The organism is Streptomyces piniterrae, from assembly GCF_005048155.1.
GTDB lineage: Bacteria > Actinomycetota > Actinomycetes > Streptomycetales > Streptomycetaceae > Streptomyces > Streptomyces piniterrae.
In genome coordinates, this window is record NZ_SUMB01000003.1 from 340,139 (window position 1) to 361,781 (window position 21,643).

Annotated in this window: 23 protein-coding genes; 10 read left to right on the forward strand and 13 right to left on the reverse strand. The window is 72.3% G+C overall.

What is annotated here, in order from left to right; all coding sequences use genetic code 11:
* Positions 1-162: 162 nt before the first annotated feature.
* Positions 163-1,605, reverse strand: a complete 1,443-nt coding sequence (locus FCH28_RS10265; RefSeq protein WP_246102633.1) for a deoxyguanosinetriphosphate triphosphohydrolase — start codon at positions 1,603-1,605, stop codon at positions 163-165.
* Complete coding sequence (locus FCH28_RS10270) at positions 1,602-2,660, reverse strand: sirohydrochlorin chelatase (protein ID WP_136739509.1); 1,059 nt, start codon at positions 2,658-2,660, stop codon at positions 1,602-1,604. The genes FCH28_RS10265 and FCH28_RS10270 overlap by 4 nt, the downstream gene beginning before the upstream one ends.
* A 161-nt stretch (positions 2,661-2,821) precedes the next feature.
* Here FCH28_RS10270 and FCH28_RS10275 point away from each other — a divergent pair, with 161 nt between their 5' ends.
* Entirely contained in the window at positions 2,822-4,915 is a 2,094-nt protein-coding gene (locus FCH28_RS10275; protein ID WP_136739510.1) for a molybdopterin oxidoreductase family protein, read from the forward strand.
* A gap of 136 nt (positions 4,916-5,051) precedes the next feature.
* Here FCH28_RS10275 and FCH28_RS10280 read toward each other — a convergent pair whose 3' ends face one another.
* Together FCH28_RS10280 and FCH28_RS39095 are read right to left on the reverse strand one after the other, a co-directional pair.
* Complete coding sequence (locus tag FCH28_RS10280) at positions 5,052-5,564, reverse strand: GNAT family N-acetyltransferase (protein WP_136739511.1); 513 nt, start codon at positions 5,562-5,564, stop codon at positions 5,052-5,054.
* Entirely contained in the window at positions 5,555-6,811 is a 1,257-nt protein-coding gene (locus FCH28_RS39095; RefSeq protein ID WP_246102635.1) for an NsdA family TPR-like regulatory protein, read from the reverse strand. Before FCH28_RS39095 ends, FCH28_RS10280 begins: the two co-directional genes overlap by 10 nt.
* 247 nt (positions 6,812-7,058) lie before the next feature.
* On the opposite strand from FCH28_RS39095, the gene FCH28_RS38035 reads away from it, so the two are divergent.
* From FCH28_RS38035 to FCH28_RS10310, 5 genes are read left to right on the forward strand one after another with little or no spacing between them, the layout of a single operon-like run.
* Positions 7,059-7,376, forward strand: a complete 318-nt coding sequence (locus FCH28_RS38035) for a hypothetical protein (protein ID WP_246102637.1) — start codon at positions 7,059-7,061, stop codon at positions 7,374-7,376.
* Positions 7,376-7,573 carry a hypothetical protein gene (locus tag FCH28_RS10295; RefSeq protein ID WP_136739512.1) on the forward strand — a complete coding sequence of 66 codons (198 nt, stop codon included), beginning with the start codon at positions 7,376-7,378 and terminating at the stop codon, positions 7,571-7,573. Before FCH28_RS38035 ends, FCH28_RS10295 begins: the two co-directional genes overlap by 1 nt.
* Positions 7,570-7,773: a hypothetical protein gene (locus FCH28_RS10300; RefSeq protein ID WP_136739513.1), complete on the forward strand. Its 204-nt coding sequence runs from the start codon at positions 7,570-7,572 to the stop codon at positions 7,771-7,773. Before FCH28_RS10295 ends, FCH28_RS10300 begins: the two co-directional genes overlap by 4 nt.
* Entirely contained in the window at positions 7,770-8,015 is a 246-nt protein-coding gene (locus FCH28_RS10305; RefSeq protein ID WP_136739514.1) for a hypothetical protein, read from the forward strand. Before FCH28_RS10300 ends, FCH28_RS10305 begins: the two co-directional genes overlap by 4 nt.
* Positions 8,012-8,254, forward strand: a complete 243-nt coding sequence (locus tag FCH28_RS10310; RefSeq protein ID WP_136739515.1) for a DUF7848 domain-containing protein — start codon at positions 8,012-8,014, stop codon at positions 8,252-8,254. The genes FCH28_RS10305 and FCH28_RS10310 overlap by 4 nt, the downstream gene beginning before the upstream one ends.
* Positions 8,255-8,495: 241 nt before the next feature.
* Here FCH28_RS10310 and FCH28_RS10315 read toward each other — a convergent pair whose 3' ends face one another.
* Both FCH28_RS10315 and FCH28_RS10320 read right to left on the reverse strand, forming a co-directional pair.
* On the reverse strand, positions 8,496-9,521 hold the full coding sequence (locus FCH28_RS10315) for an adenosine deaminase (protein WP_246102639.1): 1,026 nt from the start codon (positions 9,519-9,521) through the stop codon (positions 8,496-8,498).
* 76 nt (positions 9,522-9,597) lie between these two features.
* The gene (locus tag FCH28_RS10320) at positions 9,598-10,029 is read right to left on the reverse strand and encodes a gamma-glutamylcyclotransferase family protein (protein WP_136739516.1); all 432 of its coding nucleotides are present in this window, start codon (positions 10,027-10,029) and stop codon (positions 9,598-9,600) included.
* Between the two features lie 149 nt (positions 10,030-10,178).
* Between FCH28_RS10320 and FCH28_RS10325 the strand changes: the two genes are divergently transcribed.
* On the forward strand, positions 10,179-10,871 hold the full coding sequence (locus FCH28_RS10325; RefSeq protein WP_136739517.1) for a SanA/YdcF family protein: 693 nt from the start codon (positions 10,179-10,181) through the stop codon (positions 10,869-10,871).
* A gap of 30 nt (positions 10,872-10,901) precedes the next feature.
* Here the strand turns inward: FCH28_RS10325 and FCH28_RS10330 are convergent, their stop codons facing one another.
* The gene (locus tag FCH28_RS10330; protein WP_136739518.1) at positions 10,902-12,032 is read right to left on the reverse strand and encodes a trypsin-like serine peptidase; all 1,131 of its coding nucleotides are present in this window, start codon (positions 12,030-12,032) and stop codon (positions 10,902-10,904) included.
* Between the two features lies 1 nt (position 12,033).
* Complete coding sequence (gene cutA, locus FCH28_RS10335) at positions 12,034-12,417, reverse strand: divalent-cation tolerance protein CutA (RefSeq protein WP_246102640.1); 384 nt, start codon at positions 12,415-12,417, stop codon at positions 12,034-12,036.
* A gap of 333 nt (positions 12,418-12,750) precedes the next feature.
* Here cutA and FCH28_RS10340 point away from each other — a divergent pair, with 333 nt between their 5' ends.
* A complete protein-coding gene (locus FCH28_RS10340) occupies positions 12,751-13,113 on the forward strand; it encodes a cupin domain-containing protein (protein WP_136739519.1) in 363 nt (120 codons plus the stop codon).
* A gap of 74 nt (positions 13,114-13,187) precedes the next feature.
* On the opposite strand, the gene FCH28_RS10345 is transcribed toward FCH28_RS10340, so the two are convergent.
* The 3 genes from FCH28_RS10345 to FCH28_RS10355 all read right to left on the reverse strand — a co-directional run bounded on the left by FCH28_RS10345 (position 13,188) and on the right by FCH28_RS10355 (position 15,874).
* Positions 13,188-13,976: a sulfite exporter TauE/SafE family protein gene (locus tag FCH28_RS10345; protein ID WP_136739520.1), complete on the reverse strand. Its 789-nt coding sequence runs from the start codon at positions 13,974-13,976 to the stop codon at positions 13,188-13,190.
* 115 nt (positions 13,977-14,091) lie between these two features.
* On the reverse strand, positions 14,092-14,286 hold the full coding sequence (locus FCH28_RS10350) for a hypothetical protein (protein WP_136739521.1): 195 nt from the start codon (positions 14,284-14,286) through the stop codon (positions 14,092-14,094).
* Positions 14,287-14,455: 169 nt separating this feature from the next.
* On the reverse strand, positions 14,456-15,874 hold the full coding sequence (locus FCH28_RS10355; protein WP_342781599.1) for a ferredoxin reductase family protein: 1,419 nt from the start codon (positions 15,872-15,874) through the stop codon (positions 14,456-14,458).
* A 279-nt stretch (positions 15,875-16,153) separates the two neighbouring features.
* Between FCH28_RS10355 and FCH28_RS10360 the strand changes: the two genes are divergently transcribed.
* Positions 16,154-18,148 carry a glycoside hydrolase gene (locus tag FCH28_RS10360; RefSeq protein WP_246102642.1) on the forward strand — a complete coding sequence of 665 codons (1,995 nt, stop codon included), beginning with the start codon at positions 16,154-16,156 and terminating at the stop codon, positions 18,146-18,148.
* Positions 18,149-18,700: 552 nt separating this feature from the next.
* Here the strand turns inward: FCH28_RS10360 and FCH28_RS10365 are convergent.
* Together FCH28_RS10365 and FCH28_RS10370 are read right to left on the reverse strand one after the other, a co-directional pair.
* Complete coding sequence (locus FCH28_RS10365) at positions 18,701-19,186, reverse strand: hypothetical protein (protein WP_136739522.1); 486 nt, start codon at positions 19,184-19,186, stop codon at positions 18,701-18,703.
* A 167-nt stretch (positions 19,187-19,353) separates the two neighbouring features.
* Positions 19,354-19,785, reverse strand: coding sequence for a hypothetical protein (locus FCH28_RS10370; RefSeq protein ID WP_136739523.1), 432 nt, complete (start codon positions 19,783-19,785; stop codon positions 19,354-19,356).
* Between the two features lie 408 nt (positions 19,786-20,193).
* On the opposite strand from FCH28_RS10370, the gene FCH28_RS10375 reads away from it, so the two are divergent.
* Positions 20,194-21,642 carry an NAD(P)/FAD-dependent oxidoreductase gene (locus FCH28_RS10375; protein ID WP_136739524.1) on the forward strand — a complete coding sequence of 483 codons (1,449 nt, stop codon included), beginning with the start codon at positions 20,194-20,196 and terminating at the stop codon, positions 21,640-21,642.
* Position 21,643 lies beyond the last annotated feature (1 nt).

The following is a 21,643-nucleotide window of genomic DNA, read 5'->3' on the forward strand; positions in this document are numbered from 1 at the left end:
CGTACGTCCGCTTCCGCGTCCGTGAACGCCCCCGGTCGGTCCCCCGGTTCGTGCCCGTGTGCCGTGCCCCCGTTGTTGTTCTTGTCGTTGCCCGTTCGAAACGGTCCCGTTCGAGCGTCCCGCACGGAGGGTGATGGGGGAAGGGGGTCTTCTCCTACAGGGTCACCCTCGGTTGCCCCGCGCGTGACCAGGGGGCCGGGTGAGCCGGGCGTGCAGGGAGCGGGCCGACGCATCCGTGAGAGCGGCGATCTGGTCGATGACGGCCCGCATACGGGCGGTGTCGTCGGCAGCCGCGTCGAACAGCGAACGGAACTGCGGATCAAGGCCGTCGGGGGCGCGGGAGAGCAACGCCTCGGCCAGTTCGGCGATCACCACACGCTGGTCGGCGCGCAGCGCTTCCTGGTCGGGCCGCTGCATGACGTACCGGTCGGCGACGGCTTTCAAAACGGCGCATTCCAGCCGGGTTTCGGCCGGAACCATCAGCTCGGCCCGGTAGCGGGTGAGCCGCCCGCCCCCGTACGCGGCCCGGGTCGCGGCCTCCGCGGCCAGACAGAAACGGCCGATGAGCTGGCTGGTGGCGTCCTTGAGGCGGGCCTGGGCGAGCGCGGAACCGTCATAGCCGTGGGGCCACCACTCCTGTTCCAGGAGGCGGTCCAGCGCCTCGGCCAGTTCCTCGGGGCCGGCGCCCGGCGCGTAGCGCTCACCGGCGACCGCGAAGATCTCGGCGCGTTCGGCGTCGGCGAGCAGCAGGTTGGGGTCGAGGTGTCCGGCGTGCAGCCCGTCCTCGACGTCGTGCACCGAGTACGCCACATCGTCGGACCAGTCCATGACCTGCGCCTCGAAGCTGCGTGCCCCGGCGGGCGCGCCCTCCCGGAACCAGTAGAAGACCGGCAGGTCGTCCTTGTATACGCCGAACTTCGGGGAGGCGGGGTCGGTGGGGTGCGCGCCGCGCGGCCAGGGGTATTTGGTGGCGGCGTCCAGGGCGGCGCGGGACAGGTTCAGGCCGACGCTGACGGAGCCGCCGTCCGGGGCCGGGATGAACCGTTTCGGCTCCAGCCGGGCCAGCAGCCGCAGCGACTGGGCGTTGCCCTCGAACCCGCCGCAGGGCGCGGCGACCTGATTGAGCGCCTGCTCGCCGTTGTGCCCGAAGGGCGGGTGGCCGAGATCGTGCGCCAGGCAGGCGGTCTCGACGAGGTCCGGGTCGCAGCCGAGGGCGGCGCCCAGCTCGCGGCCCACCTGGGCGCACTCCAGGGAGTGGGTCAGCCGGGTGCGCGGGCTGGCGTCCCAGACGTGGGTCTGCGTGCCGGGCGTGACGACCTGCGTCTTGCCGGCGAGCCGGCGCAGCGCGGCGGAGTGCAGGACCCTGGCCCGGTCGCGCTGGAACGCGGTGCGACCGGGGCGTTTGTCGGGCTCGGGGACCCAGCGCTCGGCGTCGGCGGTGGTGTAGCCGACGGTGTCGGGGCGGGTGTCGGCGGCGTCGGTGGGGGTGTGGGTGGGGGTGCTCGTGGCGGCCGGGGGTCCGTCGGAGGTGCGGCCGTGGGTGGCGTCGTCGCCGGGGCCGTCGCCGCCCGCGTCCCGGCCGGTGGTCGGTGGTGTGCCCGTCATACAGCGACGGTAGCCGCCCTGATGCCGTCCTGGTCGGATGCGGTACGCGCGAACAGCGCCTGGTCGTAGCGGTGCAGTACGAGACGGGCCAGCGCGGGGTGGTCGCCGAGGGGCGCGGCGGCGATGCCGGGTGCGGCGGCCGCGCACTGGGCGGCGAACCGTCCGGGCGCGGTGAAGCAGGAGGCGACGGCGATCCGGTCGTGGCCGCGGGCGGTCAGGATGCGGACGGCCTCGGCCACGGTGGGTCCGGCCGCGGAGGCGAAGGCGGGCAGGACCGGGATGCCGCCGAGCCGTGCCGAGAGCAGCTGCGCGGTGCGCGCGATGTCGTCGGCGGAGCGCGCCGCCCGGGAGCCGGCGGCGGCCAGCACCACGGCGTCGCGGCCGATGCCGGAGCGGGAGCGGGGGCCGGTGCACGTACCGCACTCGGCGCTCGTTCCGTGATCGGCCGGCATCCGGGGCCCGTCGCCGAAACCGGCCTCCAGGAGGCGGCCGTGCAGCGCCTCCGCCAGGAGCGCGTGCGGGCCGAGCGGCGCGGCGATCCGGCCCGTGAGGTGGGGTGCGGCGGCGAGCTCGGCCGGCAGGTCATGGGTGACGTGGTAGCCGCGGCCGAAAAGCAGCGGTACGAGGACGGCCTCGCCGCGCAGCCCGGCGAGGGTGTCGGCGAGCAGCGGCCGGTTCAGTTCGATGTGGCCGAGCCGTACCGGCAGGTCGGGGCGGAGCGCGCGGACCCGGTCGAGCAGGGCGCTGACGGTGTGCACGGCGCGCGGATCGCGGCTGCCGTGCGCGACGGCGACCAGGGTGGGGGCGGGGACGGAGCGCGCCGGGCGGGCGGCGGGGCGCGCACGGGCGGCCTCCGCCGGGCGCCGGAAGCCGTACAGCCGGACCTTGCTGAGCTGGGTGCTCAGCTGGGCGGTGATCTCGGTGGCGAGATGCGCCGGCCCCAGGGGGGCGGGGGCGCCGCCGGCAGGCCGGTCACCGTCGGCGGCCGGGTCGTCGCTCTGGGCGAGGTCGATCGGGGCGGCCGGGTCGGGCTGGTGCGATATCGACTCCGTCATGGCGCGAGCCTGGCAGCCGGTCGTTGCGGTTCCGTTTCCCCGCGGGGAAATCCGTGTGCCGTCCGACCTCCGCCCGCCGCCGGCCGGCTGGGAGATACCTGGTGCGCGCCGGAAACAGCCGTGTTCCGCGCATGTAACACGCGCGTACCACCCTGGCGGGTATGAACGCCGCGACCGTCGACACCCACTGCCCTTACTGCGCTCTCCAATGTGGCATGGGTCTGCGGCCCGCGGGACCGGGCCTCCAGGTCGTCGAGCGCACCGACTTCCCGGTGAACCGGGGCGCCCTGTGCGGCAAGGGCCGTACCGCCCCCGAGCTGCTGGCCCCCGGGGCGCGACTGACGACCCCCCTGGTGCGCGACCCCGCCACCGGTGCACTGGAGCCCGCCACCTGGGACACCGCCCTGGACCGGGTCGCGGACGGCCTGCGGCGTACCGGCGAGGCGCACGGCCGGGACGCCGTGGGGGTCTTCGGCGGCGGCGGCCTCACCAACGAGAAGGCGTACACCCTGGGGAAATTCGCCCGGGTCGCGCTCGGCACCTCGCAGATCGACTACAACGGCCGCTTCTGTATGTCCTCGGCGGCCGCGGCGCACGGGAAGGCGTTCGGCCTGGATCGCGGGCTGCCGTTCCCGCTCGACGATGTGGCCAGGACCGGCTGCGTCATCCTGGTCGGCTCCAACCTGGCCGAGACCATGCCGCCCGCGCTGCGCTACCTCACGGAGCTGCGGGAGAACGGCGGCAAGCTGATCGTCGTCGATCCGCGCCGCACCCGCACCGCCGAGCAGGCGGATCTGCATCTCGCGCCCCGCCCCGGCACGGACCTGGCGCTGGCGCTCGGACTGCTGCACCTGGTGGTGGCGCAGGGCCGGACGGACGAGGAGTTCATCGAGGCGCGCACCAGCGGCTGGGAGGAGGCGCGGGCCGCGGCGATGGCGCACTGGCCGGAAATGGTCGAACGCATCACGGGGGTGCCGCTTCCCCAACTCCGCGAGGCGGTAAGTCTGTTCTGCGACGCGGAGTCGTCGATGGTGCTGACGGCGCGCGGGCCGGAGCAGCAGTCCAAGGGCACCGACACCGTGGGCGCGTGGATCAATCTGTGCCTGGCGACCGGCAGGGCGGGCCGGGAGCTGTCCGGCTACGGCTGTCTGACCGGCCAGGGCAACGGCCAGGGCGGCCGCGAACACGGCCAGAAGGCCGACCAGTTGCCCGGCTACCGCAAGCTCGACGACCCCGCGGCGCGCCGCCATGTGGCCGAGGTGTGGGACGTCGACCCGGACTCGCTGCCGGGCCCCGGACGCAGCGCGTACGAGCTGCTGGAGGCGCTGGGCGGCGATGTCCGCGCGCTGCTGCTGATGGGCTCCAACCCGGTCGTCTCGGCGCCTCGGGCCGCCCATGTGGAGGAGCGCATCCGGTCGTTGGACTTTCTGGCCGTGGCGGATGTGGTGCTGTCGGAGACGGCCGCGCTGGCCGACGTGGTGCTGCCGGTCGCCCAGTGGGCGGAGGAGACCGGGACCACGACGAACCTGGAGGGCCGGGTACTGCTGCGCCGCCGCGCGCTGGACCCGCCGCCCGGTGTCCGTACGGACCTGGAGGTGCTCAGCGGGCTCGCGGCGCGCCTGGGCCGGGAGAAGGGCTTCCCGACCGCGCCCGAGGAGGTCTTCGACGAGCTGCGGCGGGCGTCGGCGGGCGGCCCGGCGGACTACTCGGGCATCACCTACCGGCGGATCGCGGAGGAGGACGGGGTGTTCTGGCCCTGTCCGGAGGCCACGGGTCCCGAGGAGGCCGCCCATCCGGGGACACCGCGCCTCTTCCTGGACCGCTTCGCGACGCCGGACGGCCGGGCCCGGTTCGTACCGGTCACCCACCGCCCGGCGGCCGAGGAGACGGACGACGCCTACCCGGTCGTGCTGACGACGGGACGGGTGCTGGCCCAGTACCAGTCGGGCGCCCAGACCCGCCGGGTCGCCGAGCTGAACGCCGCCGCCCCGGGCCCGTTCGTAGAGCTGCATCCACGGCTGGCGGAGCGGCTCGGCATCGCGGACGGGGAGCGGGTCGCGGTGGTCTCCCGGCGCGGCCGCGCGGTCGCCCCGGCCCGGGTGACCGGCGCGATCCGCCCGGACACGGTCTTCATGCCGTTCCACTGGCCGGGCGAGGGCCGCGCCAACAGCCTGACCAACCCGGCGCTCGACCCGACGTCCCGGATGCCGGAGTTCAAGGTGTGCGCGGTGCGGGTGGAGCGGGCTGAGGCGTAGGGGCGGGGCCGTCCCTTAGGGGTTGGAGGAGACGAACCCTTAAGGGTCGCGAGCGCCCCTTGCAGGCCACAACGCGACGGCGTCCGAGCGGTATTTCGCCAGTTTGCGCGGTTCAGATCAGCCCGGATCCAGATACTCAGCCGCGCTTCAGATCCTTGGCCATGACGGCGTACAGCGGTGAGTCATCTGACGGCTTCGCTTCGCCCACCTTGTTGTAATTCCAACTCTCGTACAACGACTGGACTTTGTGGTGAGTGGAGTCCACCAGGAGCGTTACGAAATCGGCTTCGACCGATTCGAGCAGCGCGTCATGAATCTGTTTTGCCCGGCCGGTCCCGCGCCATTGGGGAACCACCATCAATTCTGACAGCGCGAAGACTGATCCCCTGGTGCTGGCAGGCCGTTGGTGCCCCTTCCACCATCCACCCGGCTTGAGCATGGAGCCGTATGCGTACCCGACAGGGCCTCCCTCTTTCCAACCCGACACACACTGCCAGTTCTTACGTGAGGACCAGAGATCCACGAAGTACGAGAAGCGTTCGCGCGAGTGAAACGGGTTCGGATCGTTCGCGTAGGCTTCGTCGTGGATGTCAAGCAGCAGGGACCTGACGTCTCGTGCATCGGCATGCGTATAGCGCTTCAGATCCATTGACTGGACTCCTCGATCCACTCGATTGCTTCGGAACTCTTTGAGCCTGAGGCTACGATCACCTTTCGTGTCGCGGCCAGAGTGTGGGCGGTTCTCCGCGATCCGGAAGAGGGCAGCAGCAATGCATGCGCCTGCCTACCTGTCGCACAGGCCAACTCCAGGTCGCCTTGCCTGGCCTGCGCCAGCGACAGGTGGGCTGTGTACAGGGCCTTGTTACGGGCCATGCTGTCAGGGATGGCAGCGAGCGTGCGATGCAGGCAGTATTCCGCCCGTCCGTGATCAGCCAGTGCCGACCATATGAACGAGGAGAGAGCATCTACCTCGCTGGCGTCGAAGAACTTGATCCACTCTGGCCGTTGCTCGTCGGCGCTGCGGGCGAAGGCGCGTTCCGCGTCACTGAGGGCTCTCAGAGCTGCTGAGCGATGCCGGAGGCGCGCAAGTCCGTTGGCGTTCCGGATGTGCCCGAGAGCGGCGTACAACGGGTCTCTCCGGGCGATGGAGGAGCGCTTCATCACCTCTGACCCGGCGACGGCTTCGGCGTGGTTCTCGCGCTGGCTGGAAGTGAGGGTCAGATGGTTCCAGACGTGGTACATCGTCTCACTGTCGCGGGACAGGCCAGCGAAGGTCAGAGCCTTGTCGAGATGAGCGCGTGCACGCTGCGGAGAGCTTGCGTCGATGGCCGCGAAAGCCGCAGAGCTGATGACGTTGGCGGCAAGTCGATGAAGCATGTCTCGCACTCGAATTGACGACGAGGACACGGCAAGGGCGGACTGAATCCGTGAAGCCAGTTCTACCGCGAGATTTTCCACCTTCCGTGATCCTCCTACGGCTTGCTCCTGTCGAAGGATGGCCACATAGTCCTGGTGGAATCGCCGGACGTCGTTGACGCCAAGGTGCCCACGGGCGGGTGCGTACGGAGCAGCAATGGCCAGGGCTGCGCCGCTTGTGGCGGTGAGAAGCGCACGTCGGTGCACGGGATCTTCCTCCGGTGGTGCGATGCGCTTCTTGCGAGGCACGAACCCTAGGTCTTCGGCGCTGGCACCAAGAACCTTCTCCAGACACAGCCTGATGCGGTCCTGCGGCCACTTAGTCTCGCCGCGTAGCCACCGCCGGATATCGGCATCGGTGACGTTGCCCGGCTTGCCTGTCAGGAGTTCGATCTCAGCATTGATCTGACGCGCTAACTCTGCTTGCGAGAAGCCGAGTTCAGTGATCCGTTCGGCGAGCTTGCGGTTCTCCTCTGCCATGCCCTCACGGTAACGGTGTGCGATCGCCCAGACACGGGCGAAGGTAAAAATCACCGGGGTCATGCGGCGGGAGACGTGCTCTTTCACCTGTCCGCTGGGCCGCGCTGGCCGTTGACTAGGTATCACCAGGTCAACGGCCGACGGAGGCAGAAGCCCTTCAGACAGCACGTGCCGCCTGACGGCAAAGACCCCCGCGACGCGGCGAACGTCCGGGGGCGTGGCCACCAACCCCAGGGAGGTTGACGACATGCGCAAACATAGCGCCTGGATCTTCGAACTGCTGTTGCGGCTGCTACTGCCCGCGCGGGGGCGTCACCGGTCCGCCGGCGCACTGCCCGCCACACGGTGCGTGGACGCGCAGCCGCTCGTGCTTCCCCGCATGCCCGCACGTGAGCCTGGGCTGCTGCGGGGCGAGGACACTGCCCTGATCCGCCCGTACGTCGTCACGCCCGAGGAGCGGCAGGAACGGCGGTTGCAGCGCGGACGGCGGCGGGCACTGTGGCTCGCAGCGTACGGGGTCGATGCCGGGCCGCGCTGGATTCACGGTGTGGAGGTGATGGGCTGATGACCCACATCTGCCGCACCGTCCAACTCAAGGACCCGGTTCCGGTACCCGAGCCCGATCCGGTACCCGGGTGCGATGTGTGCGCGGCCCTGGCCGGACAGCGTGCGGCGGCGCACGGCATCGGAGACATGTCGACAGTGATCGACTGCAACATTGAGATGGGCCGCCACCCGCACCCGAAGCGGGAGGACCGATGACGACCGAGACGCGCACGGCTGTTCAGGCGGCAGCAGACGCCTACCGTGATCCCCAACTCGCCCTGACGGATGCGGAGATGACGTTCCCGGAGCCGAGGCTCGGCGACACCGCCGAGGGAGACATCCGGATCAATTTCGGTCCCGTCGGCATCCGCACGGCCGCGAGGCCAGCCCGCATCCTGAAAGCGGTGCGGTCATGAGCGCGGGTGCGTGGTCGCGGCTGTGTGACTGGGCCGAGGAGTTCTGGTGTCGGCATGTCAGGTACCGGGAGCTGTATCGGCAGCTTGACCGGATGCGGGAGGACCTCAAGGCCCGTACCGCGTGGATGGATGACCTGAGCGAGGAGGAGCTGGCGGAGATGCTGAGCGGTCTCACCGCGTGCATCGATGCCGTGCAGGCAACGGGCACCGACGCCCCCGAGCATCAGGAGGGGATGGCATGAGGGCGCGATACCGGTTCGCCGAGTGGACACTGTCGGCCGATTCAGATGCGCGGTTCGTCGGTGAATGCCTGGACTGCGGGGAACGCTGCGTCGATACGGCGTCCGCCGACGAAGCGCAGGGGTGGTGCCTCAAGCACGCCGGGCTCACCGGGGACAGGCGCTTCGAGATGAAGGGATTCCAGTTCTTCACCGCCTACATGACGAACGCGGCGGCGGACGGCGCTCCTCCCGCGACGTAGGCCAGGGCGGGGCCGCCCTGGTCAGGCTTCAGCCGCCCCGCCCGCAGAGTTTCCGTGTGTGCGTGGGGCGGGCGGGGGGGTGGGGGTGGGGGCGGGCGTCCCTTAGGGGTTGGGCGGTGCGAACCCTTAAGGGTCGCGAGCGCCCCTTGCAGGCCACAACGCGGCGGCGTCCAGGCGGTATTCCCGTGAGGTGTTCCCAGGACGGCACGCGCCGAGCCCCCTCAGTACGCCTCCAGCCCCCTCAGTACGCGTCGAGTTCCTTCAAGTACGCGGCGCGGGTCGCCTCGTCGAGGAACGCGGCGCGGAAGGAGTTGCGGGCGAGGGTGCGGAGGGCGGCCTCGTCGAGGCCCAGGGCGTCCCGTACGGCCGTGAAGTTGTCGTCCGCGTAGCCGCCGAAGTAGGCGGGGTCGTCGGAGTTGACGGTGACCAGCAGCCCGGCGTCGAGCATCGCGGGCAGCGGGTGGTCGGCGAGGTCGTCGATGACCCGGAGGCGGACGTTCGACAGGGGGCAGACGGTGAGCGGGACCTGGTCCGCCACCAGCCGGGCCACCAGCGCCTCGTCCTCCATGGACCGCACCCCGTGGTCGATCCGGTCCACACCGAGGACGTCCAGCGCCTCCCAGACGTACGCGGGCGGGCCCTCCTCCCCCGCGTGCGCCACGCACTTGAGCCCGGCCGCCCGCGCCAGCGCGTAGACCTCCCGGAACTTCGACGGCGGGTGCCCGACCTCGGCCGAGTCCAGGCCGACGGCGGTGATCCGGTCGAGGTACGGGCGGGCCGCCTCGAAGGTCGCCCGGGCCGATTCGGCGCTCTCGTCGCGCAGGAAGCACATGATCAGGCGGGTGCTGATGCCGTAGTTCTCCTGGGCGCGGTCGAGCGCGCGGGCCAGGCCGCCGATGACCGTGCCGATCGGGACGCCGCGCGCGGTGTGCGCCTGCGGGTCGAAGAAGATCTCGGCGTGCCGGACGCCCTGTTCCTTGGCGCGCGCGAGATAGGCGTCGGCGAGGTCGGCGAAGTCGTCCTCGGTGCGCAGCACGGCCATCAGCGCGTAGTAGAGGTTCAGGAAGGACTGGAGATCGGCGAAGGAGTAGGCGCGCCGCAGGTCTTCCTCGGTGGCGTAGGGCAGTTGGACGCCGTTGCGCTCGGCGAGGGCGAACGCCAGCCCGGGTTCCAGGGTGCCTTCGATGTGGAGGTGCAACTCCGCCTTGGGCAGCGGGGGCTTGGCGGCGGAGGCGGCGGCGGACGACTCGGAGGGGGCGGAAGGCACGCGGGTGACACCTGTTCTGCGGTACGGGGAGGGCTCGCTCACGGGCCCTCGGCATGGGGTGGGGTGATCGTCCAGGTTAGCCGCTGCCCCTGAGCCAGTCGCCGCCCTCGATGCGGGTGCCGGTGGCCCGCAGCCGGGCGGCGAGCGGCTCGGCCGCCAGGTAGACCCAGGCCCGTACGGTCCTGCCGTCCGGGCACACGGCCTCGGTGGCCACCCGTTCGTAGAGGTTGTGCGGGTCGCCGGGGGCGTAGCCCTCCAGCAGGTCCAGCACCCGGCGCACCTCGTCGTAGTCGGCGTCGCGGGGCCGGACGAGGTCGCCGTGCACCACCGCCTCCGGGGGCCCGGCGATCGCGTAGGGGTATCCGGGGCCGTCGTAGAGGAGCGCGCCGGTGATCCTGGCCGGTTCCTCCGCCGCGGTCCTGCCGCGCAGGGTACGGGCGTGGTTGGCCTCGCCGGGGCGCAGCGTTCCGTAGACGAAGAACGGCAGGCGCTCGGGCTCGGTGATCATGCGCGGCGGGTCCTCTCCTGACGTGGCCGTGGGGTGACGTTGTCGTCCCACTGCAACCATGCCAGTCCGGTCGGCGTCGCAGCTGGCGAGATCGATCACGAGTGCGAGTGCGCGGAAGAGTGCGAGTACGCGAACGGGTGGGGGTACGGATGCGAGGGCCGGGGCGGGTTCTGGGGCTGGTGCGGCGGATACGGCTGCCGCGGACCCGTCGGGGGTGGCGCCGCGCCTACCAGGTCGTCGTGGTGCTGACGGTGTTCGGGCTGGCCCCCGCGACCTGGATGAACGCGACGGCGGGCCCGCGTGTCGGTACGGTCGCGGACGCGCCCGCCGCGCCGGTCGCCGTCGTCTTCGGCGCGGGCCTGTGGAACGGCGAGCCGTCGCCGTATCTGGCGCACCGGCTGGACGCGGCCGCCGAGTTGTACGAACGGGGCAAGGTCCGCGCGATCCTGGTCACCGGCGACAACAGCAGGCACGACTACGACGAGCCGGACGCGATGCGCGGCTATCTGCTGCGGCACGGCGTCCCGGCCCGGAAGATCGTCGGCGACTATGCGGGCTTCGATACCTGGGACTCCTGCAGCCGTGCGCACCGGATCTTCGGTGTGGACCGGGCGGTGCTGGTCAGCCAGGGCTTTCACATCCGGCGCGCGGTGGCGCTGTGCGAGGCGGCCGGTGTCCGGTCGTTCGGCGTCGGGGTCGCCGCCCGGCACGATGTGACCTGGGCGTACGGCGGCGTGCGGGAGATCTTCGCGGCGGGCAAGGCGGCCGCGGACGCGTTGCTGCGGCCCGATCCGCACTTCCTGGGGCCGCACGAGAAGGGAGTGGCGGAGGCGCTGCGGTAGCGCCCCCGCCCCCACCGGTCCGTCCCGGGGTTACCCGGATGTCGCGCGGGCGTAGAGGGTGAAGATCGACGTCCCGAAGTACGGGCTGTAGGAGATCCGGTCGCTGTCCGGGCCCTTCGGGCCTCCGCCGTTGAGACCGCCGATGAGGCCGATGACCCGGCCGGTCCCGGTCGCCTTGTCGAAGCCGGCCAGCCAGGGGCTGCCCGAGGTCCCGCCGTAGAACCCCCCGCATTCCATGCGCAGTTGACGGGTTCCGGCCAGCCGGCTGGTGCGGGTGTCGCAGCTCACGGCCCGGTCCTTCGGGTCGTTGCGGACGCTGGGGTAGCCGGTGACGGTGACCTTGTTGGTGTAGCCGGGCGTGGCGGAGAGGGTGTTCCCGCCGGTGACCTCCTCGATCTCACGGCCGAGCTCGTCCGGCTCGACGGTGGCGAAGGCGAAGTCGAGGTCCGAGGCGGAGCCGGTGGTGCCGCGGCCGGGGTACGCGAAGGTCTTGCTGATCGCCCACACCCCGTACGGCTGGGTGTCCGCGCCCGACCGGTACTGCGGGACGAAGGCGGCGTTCGCGCCCGGCTCGCAGTGCCCGGCGGTGAGGATCAGATTGCGGCGCGGGCTGTTCACGACGCTGGCGGTGCAGTGGTGGGCCTTGGCGTCCCCGTCGACGGAGAACAGCACGCCGACGGTCGGGATGCCGTCGAAGTGGCGTGCCCTGCGGGCGGGTTGGGCCTTGGCGGGCTTGGCGGCGGGTGCGGACCTGGCGGTGACGCCATCGGGCTCGGCGGTGCCGTCCGCGGGCGGGGCGTCGGCGGGTGGAGCGTCGGCGGGCGGGGCGGCGGCGGCCATCCGCTGGGGTGTCCAGTAGTCGGCCGCGTCGCTGCTGGTCCAGTCGTCGCCGGGGTTGATGAGGTTGGCTTCGATGGTGGGCTTGGTCCGGCCGGCGGAGCCCTTGGGACTCTGGGAACTCCTGGAGCTCGTGGGGGCCGTGGGCTTGGCGTCGGGGTCGGAGCCGGACGCGACGCTCACGGAGGCCGTGCCGAGGCATACCGTCAGGCCGAGTGCGGCGGCCGTCGTCCTCCGCCAGGGGCGCCGGGAGCGGGCCCGCCGCTTCCCACCGGACTTCTTCCGCGGACCGGGCGCGTCGGATGCGTGATGTACGTCGGACACGTCAGCTCGTCTCCTCTGCGACCCAGGACAGATATCCGGCGCCGCCGCGGGTGATCGGGGTGGCGATGATCTCGGGGGTGTCGTAGTCGTGGGCTTCGAGGAGGTAGGCCGCCAGCGCCTCGTAACGCGCCGCCGCCGTTTTGAACAGCACCTGCCACTCCCGGCTGGTCTCGATGGCGTCCTGCCAGCGGAACACCGAGGTCACCGGCGCACTGACCTGCGCACACGCCGCGAGCCTGGCCTCGACCGCACCGCGTGCCAGCCGCTCGGCCTTCTGCTCGTCGTCGGTGGTCGTCATGACGGTCAGAAAACGGGCCGGCTCCCCGGGCCCGTCCGGTTGCCCGGACGGTTCGGGCGGTTCGTTCAGGGCGGTCAGATCGGCCACGGTGGTGCACCCTTCGAGGACGGGGACAGGGACGGGGACAGAGACGGAGACGGGGCGAGGGGCAGGAGGGACAAGGGACTGACTCGGGACGTCGTACGGTCGATCGGTTCTGATCGCATCGCGTCGCATCGTACGGATGAGATGATCATCCCGGTAGCGACGGGCCTGCCCTGATGGGGGCATGCACCCGGACGCCCCCGTTCCTCCGGATCCGCCCCGTCCCGTACCCGAACGCCCCGGTTGCGCCCGCCTCGGCACCGGCAAGGATGGAGGGGAGCACGGTGGGAGGTGAGGACGAGCCCCGCCGAAGGTCCGCACCGAAAGGCCCGCGCCATGGACAACCTGAACACCCTCACCCGTAACCAGATCGACGACGCCAGGGCCTCCGCGCACGGCCGCAGCGCCCATCTCTTTCTGCACGACGGACCGCTGCGGCAGACGGTGATCGCGCTGACCGCGGGCTCCGCACTGGACGAGCACAACGCGCCCCCGGCGGCGAGCCTCCAGGTGCTGCGGGGGCGGGTCCGGCTGACCGGCGGCGGACACGAGGAGCTGACCGTCGGTCAGGTCACCGCGCTTCCCCACGAGCGGCACGGGCTGCTGGCCCTCGAGGACTCGGCGGTGCTGCTGACGGCCGTCACGGAGGTGCCGCACCGGGCCCGCGGCGCCGCGGCCCCTGCGGCGGCCCGGGGCTGAGCCCACGGCCGCTCCCTCGGCCTCCGCGCCTACCGCCCCCGACCAGGCCTTCCTCCGGCCGGACCGCCCTCCGGTCAGACCGCCAGCCACTGGTCGTAGGCCAGCTTGCACAGGAGGGAGACGACCACGACGACAAGTACGCCTCGAACGAAGCCGACGCCGCGTTTGAGGGCCATCTTGGCGCCGACCGTGCCGCCGACGAGGTTGAACAGGGCGAGCAGCGCGCCGAGTTGCCACAGCACGGTGCCCTGGATCGCGAACATCGTCAGGGCGCCGACGTTGGTGCAGACGTTGATGATCTTCGCGGTGGCGGAGGACGTGACCAGATCCATGTGCAGGACGGCGGCGAGCGCGATGATGAGGAAGGCGCCGGTCCCCGGGCCGATCAGTCCGTCGTAGAAGCCGATGCCCAGGCCCGCGACGAGGATCGCCGCCAGTACCCGCCGCCGGGTCACCGGGCCCGACGGCGCGGGGGCGGTCCCGAAGGCGGGCCGGAAGAGGACGAAGGCGAGCACCGCGACGAGTACCGCCATGATCAGCGGGCGCAGCACCTCGCTGTCGATACCGGCCGCGAAGAACGCCCCGGCCAGCGATCCGGCGAGCGCGGCGAGTCCGATGCGCAGCGCGGTCCGCAGATCGACGGGGGCCTTGCGGACGTAGGTGACGGCGGCCGCGGTGGTGCCGACGATGGCGGTGGACTTGTTGGTGCCCAGGACGTAGGCGGGGGGTGTGTGCGGCAGTCCGACCAGCAGGGCGGGAAGCAGCAGGAGACCGCCGCCGCCCACCACCGCGTCGATCCAGCCCGCCGCGAGCGCGGCCAGGCAGAGCAGGGTCAGGGTGAAGAGATCTATGTCAGCGGGCACCGGGTGATCTTATGAAGGAGCGGGAGGTCCGGGCTCCCGAATTCCTGGAGGCTGAAACGCTCTTTCCGGTCGGTGGAAAGGCGGCCGCCTCCCGTACGTGCCGTACCGGGCGGTCCTACGGTGCCGCCTGCGGGTCGGGGAGGGTGTGGCCGGCCGGGGCGCGGTCCGGTGCGGGTGGGGCGGCCGGGGTGACGGTCAGGGACAGCAGGGTGGCGGTGAGCGCGCTCGCGCCCGCCAGGCAGGCCCCGAGCTGACGGCGGGCCCGCAGGGTGACGGCCGGTACGGCGTGCGGTTTGCGGTGTCTGGCCATGGGCGGCGGTCCTCGAAGAGTCGGCGGGGTGGGGCGGGGGTGGCCTGGCGTGGGTCCGGCATGGGGTGCGGTGGGACGGGCCGGGACCATGGCCGGGGCGGGGATTGGCGTGTGGGGGTGGCACGGCCGGGGGCCTGGGCCGCCCGGTGGGCGAGCCCAACCGCCCGCGTCAGAAGGTGAATTGCTCGGTGTGGATCCGGCTCGACGGGACACCGGCCCGTGCCAGCGCGGTGACCGCCGCCCTGGACATGCCGGGCGGGCCGCACAGATACACATCGTGCTCGTGCAGGTCGGGGACGAGGTTCCGCAGGGCGCGGGGGGCCAGCGGGTCGAACGGGCCGTCGGACGGGCCGAGGAGGAAGTGCAGGGCAGCGCCGCGCTCGCCGGCGATGGCTTCCAGTTCCTGGCGCAGCACCAACTGGTCGGCGCTGCCCGCCCGGTAGAGGAGCGTGAGGTCGCCGGGGTCGCCCGGCAGGGTCTCGAAGAGGGTGCGCATCGGGGTGATGCCGACACCGCCGGCGAGCAGCAGCACCTTGCGGCGGGTGCGCCGGTGTGCGGTGAGCGCCCCGAACGGACCGGTGGCCAGGACCCGTACGCCGGGACGCAGCCGGCGGATGCGGCGGGTGTGGTCGCCGCACGCCTTGACGGTGATCCGCAGGGTGTCGCCCCGTACCGGCGCGGAGAGCGAGAAGGGCAGCGACGTACGCCACAGCCGCCGATCCAGGAACCGCCAGCGGAAGAACTGCCCCGGCTCGGCCCGCAGCGCGTCCAGGGCGAGGCCCTGCATGACGACCGAGACCACGTCCGGACTCTCGGAGCGGACCTCGATGACCCGCAGGCTGTGGCGCAGCGCCTGGCGTACCGGGACCACCAGGCGGTACCAGACCAGCAGGACGCCGACGGTGGTGTGCAGCATCGTCCACAGCCAGGCCGCGAGCGGGCCGCCGACCAGGTCGGGGCCGGCGAGCTGGTGGGCGAAGGCGAGGCCGGCGCCGCTGTAGGTGAGCAGGTGGACGGCGCGCCAGGTCTCGTGGCGGACCCGGCGGCGGACCGCGCGGGCGGAGGTGACGCCGACGCCGGCCAGCAGCGCGAGACCGGCGGTGGCCGCGACCAGGCCCGGGTAGCCCATCAAGTCGATGGCGGCACTGAGCAGATCGATGCCGGTGTGGGCGGCATAGGCGCAGAGCGCGAGGACGGTGTGGGCGAGGCACAGGGAGAGGACGCAGCGGCCGCCGCGCGCGTGCCAGCGGGCCAGCAGGTCGGCGCCGACACCGTGCTCGATGGCCGGCACCCGGGCCATCAGCAGCAGCATCACCAGGATCCCGTAGCCGGCCAGCAGGCCGCCGAGGTGGGCCGCGGTGGCGAACACCGCGTCGAGCCGGACGGACGGCTCGGCCTGCACCAGCCAGAGTCCGACGACCGGCACCGCGCCGCCGGCCAGCCCGGACAGCAGGGCGCGCGGCGAGGTCCGCAGCGGGGGCGGCGGACCGGGCGGGGTGCGCGGCGGGCGACTGGGGGCGGGTGGCACGGATTGTGGGGAGAGCCGCGCGTAGAGGGGGTGGGTGCGGGTGTCGGCCTGGAAGGTCACGGCGTCGAAACTACGGCCGCGCGGCGGATGGAAACACCAGGTCAGGCCGTAATTCCGGGTCCTTAAGGCGCCCTTGAGGAACGGCTGACCGCAGGTTAAGAAACTTGGCGGAAAGGCGGGGGTCCTGGCGCAGCCGCCGCCCTCTCCAGAACGCCTCAACGCCTCCTCGGCCCCTCTCCAGAACGCCCCCTCAGAACACCTCCTCAAACGCCTCCTCAGAACGTCCTCTCAGGAAGCGTTCTTAGAACGTTCTTAGGTGCGGCCCGTATCCACATCCCCATGGAATCCACCAACATGCGCCGCCGCCGCGGCACCCGGGTGCTGGCCGCCTCCCTCGCGCTCGGCGCCACCGCCCTCGGCATCACCGGATGCGACAGCGCGTCCGCCGGAACCGTCGAGGGGCGCCGACTCGAACTGCCCGTCACGGGTGGCACGGCCGTCGTCGACACCGGCTCGCTCGCGGTGACCGCGCGCACCGGTGACGGTAAGAAGCTGGTGCTGTCCGACCCTGCGGCCGGTCAGCTCGGCGAGCCGGGGCCGGTGACCAGGACGGCCGCCGGGGTGCGCTGGAACTATCCCGCCAAGGGGCTGAGTGTGACGGCCCGTTCGGACGACGGACGGCTGCGGATCACGCTGCGGTCCGACCGCGACGGCTCCCTCGCCTGGCCGGTGACCGGCACCGATCCCGCTGCCTCCGCCGTCCAGCTCCCGCGCGGCGAGGGCCTGGACATCCCCGTGCGGGACGCCTTCTGGAACTCGGAGAAGGGCGGGCTGGCCGGCAGCAAGGTCGATGTGGGAGCAGAACTGTCCCTGCCGCTGTGGGGCTACTCCCTGGGCGGCGGTGGAGCGACCGGGCGCGGGCACGGCGTCAGCTATCTCACCCCCACCGACCTCGGCACCTCCCTGCGCTTCGCGTCCGCCGGAGGCCGGCTGCGCGCCACGGCCGCGCACGCCTTCGACGCCGGCGAGGGCACCCGTACGTACTCCGTGTCCTTCTCCCTCACCGACGGCAATCCGGTCGCCCCCGCCGCCGACTACCGCTCCTACCTCGCCCAGACCGGCCAACTCGGCAGTCTGCGCAGGAAGATCGAGAAGAACCCGGCCAACGGCAAGCTGCTCGGCGCCTTCCACGCCTACCTCTGGGGCGAGGCGCGGACCGCGTCCGGTGTCGGCCGGCTGAAGCGGCTCGGTGTGGACCGGATGTGGCTCGGTTACGACTCCGGCCCCGGCGCGATGGACGCCCCCGGGGTGCGGGCCGCCCAGCAGGCGGGCTATCTCGTCGGCCCGTACGACTCGTTCGCCAACGGCCAGGACCCCCGGACCGCGGACAGCCCCACCTCCGCCTGGCCCGGCCGCGTCTACCCCGACTTCTGCGTACGGAAGGCGGACGGCACCGCGCAGACCGGGTTCGGCGGGCGCGGCTGCTATCTCAGCTCGCGCGCCTTCGAGAAGGCCGAGCCGACGAAGCACTATCTGGCCGACCGCACCCGCTCGATGGTCGCCAACGGCGCGGACAGCTACTTCCTCGACGTCGACGCGACCGGTGAGCTGTTCCGCGACCACGGTGCCGGTCATCAGATGACCAAGGCGGGCGACCGCGAGAGCCGGCTCGCCCGGATGCGGCGGCTGGCGAAGGGCCTCGTCCTCGGCTCGGAGACCGCCCAGCCCTGGGCGAACCAGGTGCTGGCGTTCGACCACGGGGCGGGCACCCCGGTCGCCGACGGCCTGTGGAAGCTGGAGCGCGACAGGCCGACGTGGGGCGGCTACTACCCGCAGAACGCCCCGAAGGCGTTCTTCAAGCCGGTGCGGCTGCCCGCCGAGCTGGCCACGGCCATGTACGACCCCAAGTACCGCGTGCCGCTGTACGAGACCGCGCTGCACAGCTCACTGGTCAACGCCGAGCGCTGGGAGCTGTCCTACGACAAGCTGCCGGCCCAGAAGACCACTCGGGCGCTGCTCGCGATGCTCTACAACACCCCGCTCAACTTCGTTCTCGACGGTCCGACGCTGACGAAGAACGGGCCCGAACTCGCCGCGCTGCAAAGGTACTTCGCACCGCTGCACCGGGCCTCCGGCACCGAGCGGATGACGTCCTTCCGGTGGCTGACCGGCGATCGCACCGTCCAGCGCACGGTCTTCGGCGACGGCACGCTGACCGTCACCGCCAACTTCGGCAACAAGGCACACCAGGGCCTCCCGCCCGGCTGCGTCGACGCAAAGCTGCACACCGACACCCAGCCGCGACGCTTGTGCCCGGCGAGGGTTGGCGGGTGAGCGAGAGAGTGGGCGATCGGGTGCGGGGGTGAGCGGGCAGGTGGCGGGGGACGCTCGCACGACGGGCATAGCCGGCTGCCAGCTGGGTCTTGCCGACACCACCGGTACCGGCCAGCACCTGGCAACGCACCGCGCTGCCACCGTCACCACCCTCACCACCGTCTGTGCCGCTGAACGCCGCCCGTATGTGCTCGGCCTCGTCGCGGTTCTGGAAGCACTGCGCACGGCGCGGGATCACACCGATCTGATGCGGCCAGGACACCGTGGCTCGTGGGGCGGCGTAGTACGCGACGGTGCCGCCGTAGCCGACATGGCCGACGGCGAGACCGTGGCCGGTGGCCTGGGCACTCACCATGCCCGGCATCGCACCCGCTGCCACCATGCCCGGCGTCACGCCCGGCACCTGGCCCGGCGATGCGCCCGGCACCTGGCCCGGCGATGCGCCCGGCGGCAGGCCGTTCGTATACGGAAGTGCCGTATACGGAGGTGCCGCGTAGCGGGGTGCCGCGTGCTGGGGTGCGTTCGGCGGTGGGCTGGTGGCAGCCGGTCCGTTCAGCCCTGGGACGGATCCGGCGACGGACGGGGGCCGATCTGCGCGCCTCCGTTGATCACTCCGGCGGCGATCGAACCGCCCTCGGCGCGGATCTCCACGTTCCCGCCGACGGCCAGTCCCCCCGCCCCGGCCGAAACCCCGCCCGCCGCCATGTCGCGTTGGTGTTCCTCCAGCAGCGCGCGCAGTTCGGCGGCGACCCGCTCCCGCTCGCCGTCCTCCAGGCTCTCCAGCAGCGTGGCGAACCGGGCTTCCCAGCCGGCTTCCTGACGGATCCGCACCCGCTCGGCCTCGTCCGGACCGGCCGCCTCCAGAGCCGCCGCGGTCTGCTCCAGGCGCGCCAGCTCGGCGCGTTCACGCTCGGTGTCCCCACGTCCGAACCAACCGGCCAGCCGCCGGCGGAAAGTCGTCCACTCCTCCGTGCTCGCGGCCTGCACCACCGCGGTACCGCCGGCCGTGGCCAGCGCCGTCAATGCCTCTGCCAGCATCCCCGCTCCCCCTGGACCTGCTCCGTAAGCTGCGCCCGTAGACCGTGCGCCCGTTGGGCCGTGCGCCCGTTGGGCCGTGCCCCCGTAGGCCGTGCGCCCATCAGGTCGTGCCCCCATAGGCCGCGTCCGGCCACCGCGCCCGCAGCGTAACCGACGGGGGCCGGCCGCTACGGCTTGTCCGAGGGGTCGGAACGCCGCGCCAGCCACAGCCCCCGGCCCGCCGCCCACAGCAGCAGCCCGGCCACCACCGGGCCGCCGATCATGATCACCAGGCCGGCTCCGATGTTCGCGCCGACCACCCCGGCGGTCAGTACCCGCCACCCGGAGCCGATCACCAGGCCGGCCACGAGCAGCGGCCCCAGGACCTGCCACCAGCGACGATCGAAGGTCCCGCGGCGCGAGGCACGGACCAGCAGTGCCGTGCAGGCGCCCACGAGCAGCAGCGCGACCACACCGATCGCGGCCTCCAGGCCGGCTGGGATGTCCAACGGCTCGACGGCGTGGTCCAGCTCGGACGGCGGCACGCCCTGGTGGTCGTGCCGCCCCAGCAGACCCCAAGTGGCCACGGGTACCGCTGCGGCCAGGACAGCGGCGGCCACGGTGGGTATCGTGCGTGCCCTGTCCGTTCTCCTGCTCATGCTCATGGCCCTATGGTGGCCGCTCCGGCCCCCCGGGCACCTGAGTACACGTACTCACACGCACGCAGCCCGACGAACACCCAGCCCGACGAGCGCGCAGCCCCACCAGCACGCAGCCCCACCAGCACACGGCTTACCAGTACACAGCCGGTACTCACCACTGCCCGACCGGTACTCACCACCGCCCAGCCAGCACTGACCAGTACCCGGCCGGTGCACGGCCAGTACTCACCAGTACTCAGCCAGTGACTTACCAGTCCTCACCCCGGCCACCCTCACACCACGCCCACCCCCTCGCTGAGCGCAGCGTTCCGCGCGGGAAACAGTGGGGATGCGGGCGGGTAACAGCCGGGCCGCAGGCTGACGGGCATGACTTCGACAACGCGAGTGGTGGTGATCGGCGGCGGGATGGCCGGTGCCCGGCTCGCCCGCCAGCTGACCGCGGCGCCCGCCACCTCGGCCGGCGCCGGCGGCGCCGTGGATGCCGCGGTCACCGTCACCGTCATCGGCGAGGAGCCGCACCCGCCGTACAACCGCGTCCTGCTCGCCGAGGTCCTCGCGGGCCGCTACGCGCCGGAGGTCATCGCGCTGCCGTCGCCCGGCAGCGGTGTGCGCCGGCTGAGCGGCGTGCGGGCCGTACGGATCGACCGGGACGCGCGGCGGGTGCTGTGCGACGACGGTCAGGACGTCCCGTACGACATCCTGGTGCTGGCCACCGGCGCCAACCCGGTGCTGCCGCCGCTGCGTGGTCTCTTCACGCCCGGCCGCGGCGATCTCCCGGACGGTGTGCACCCCTTCCGCACCATGGACGACTGTCAGGCGCTGGCCGCCGCGGTCCGGCCCGGCGCGCCGGTCGTGGTGATCGGCGGCGGGCTGCTCGGTGTCTCCGCGGCCCGTGCGCTGGCCGGGCGCGGCGCCCAGGTCGTCCTCGCCCACCAGGGCGAGCACCTCATGGAGCGCCACCTCGATGCGGACGCCGCGGCGCTGCTCGGCAGGCACATGGCCGCCCTCGGCATCGAGGTGCACACCGAGTGCCGCGTCCGGGGCATCGAAACCGGCCCGCAGCAGGCGGCGCCGGCGCAGCAGTCCCCCGCCGGCCCCGACTCCCCCGCCCCCCGCGCCGTACGCGCCGTGGAGCTCGCCGACGGCTTCCGTCTCGACGCGGAGCTGGTGGTCCTGGCCTGCGGTGTCCGGCCCCGCATCGGGCTCGCCGAGGCCGCCGGTCTGGACGTCGGCCGCGGTATCCGGGTGGACGACACCCTGCGCACCAGCGACCCGCGCATCTTCGCCATCGGCGACTGCGCCGAGCACAACGGCACGGTCTACGGCCTGGCGGGCGCCGCCCAGGAACAGGCCGACGCGGTCGCCCGCGTGCTGCCGCACGTCCTGGCAGGAGCGCCGTCCGGACCGGCCGCGCCCGCGCCGTCCGGCACCGCCCCGTACACCGGCACCCGGGCCCTGACCCGGCTCACCCTGGCCTCCCAGGAGGCCCCCGCGACCACACCCCCCACGGGGTCGGACGGGTCCGCCGGATCCGGCGACCCCACCAGCCCCACCAGCCCTACCAGCCCTTCCTTCCCCTTCGACCTCGCCGCTTTCGGCGAGACCACCCCACTTCCCGGCGACGACGTCGTCCGCCTCTCCGACGCCACCCGGACGTCCTATCGCAAGGTCGTCGTGCGCGGAGACCGGCTGGTCGGCGGCATCCTCCTCGGCGATCTCGGCACCGTCGGCGCGCTCGCCCGCACCTGGGAGGGCGACGAGCCGCTCCCCGCAGCACCGCTGCTCCACCTGCTCACCACCGATGGAGGCTTCTGAT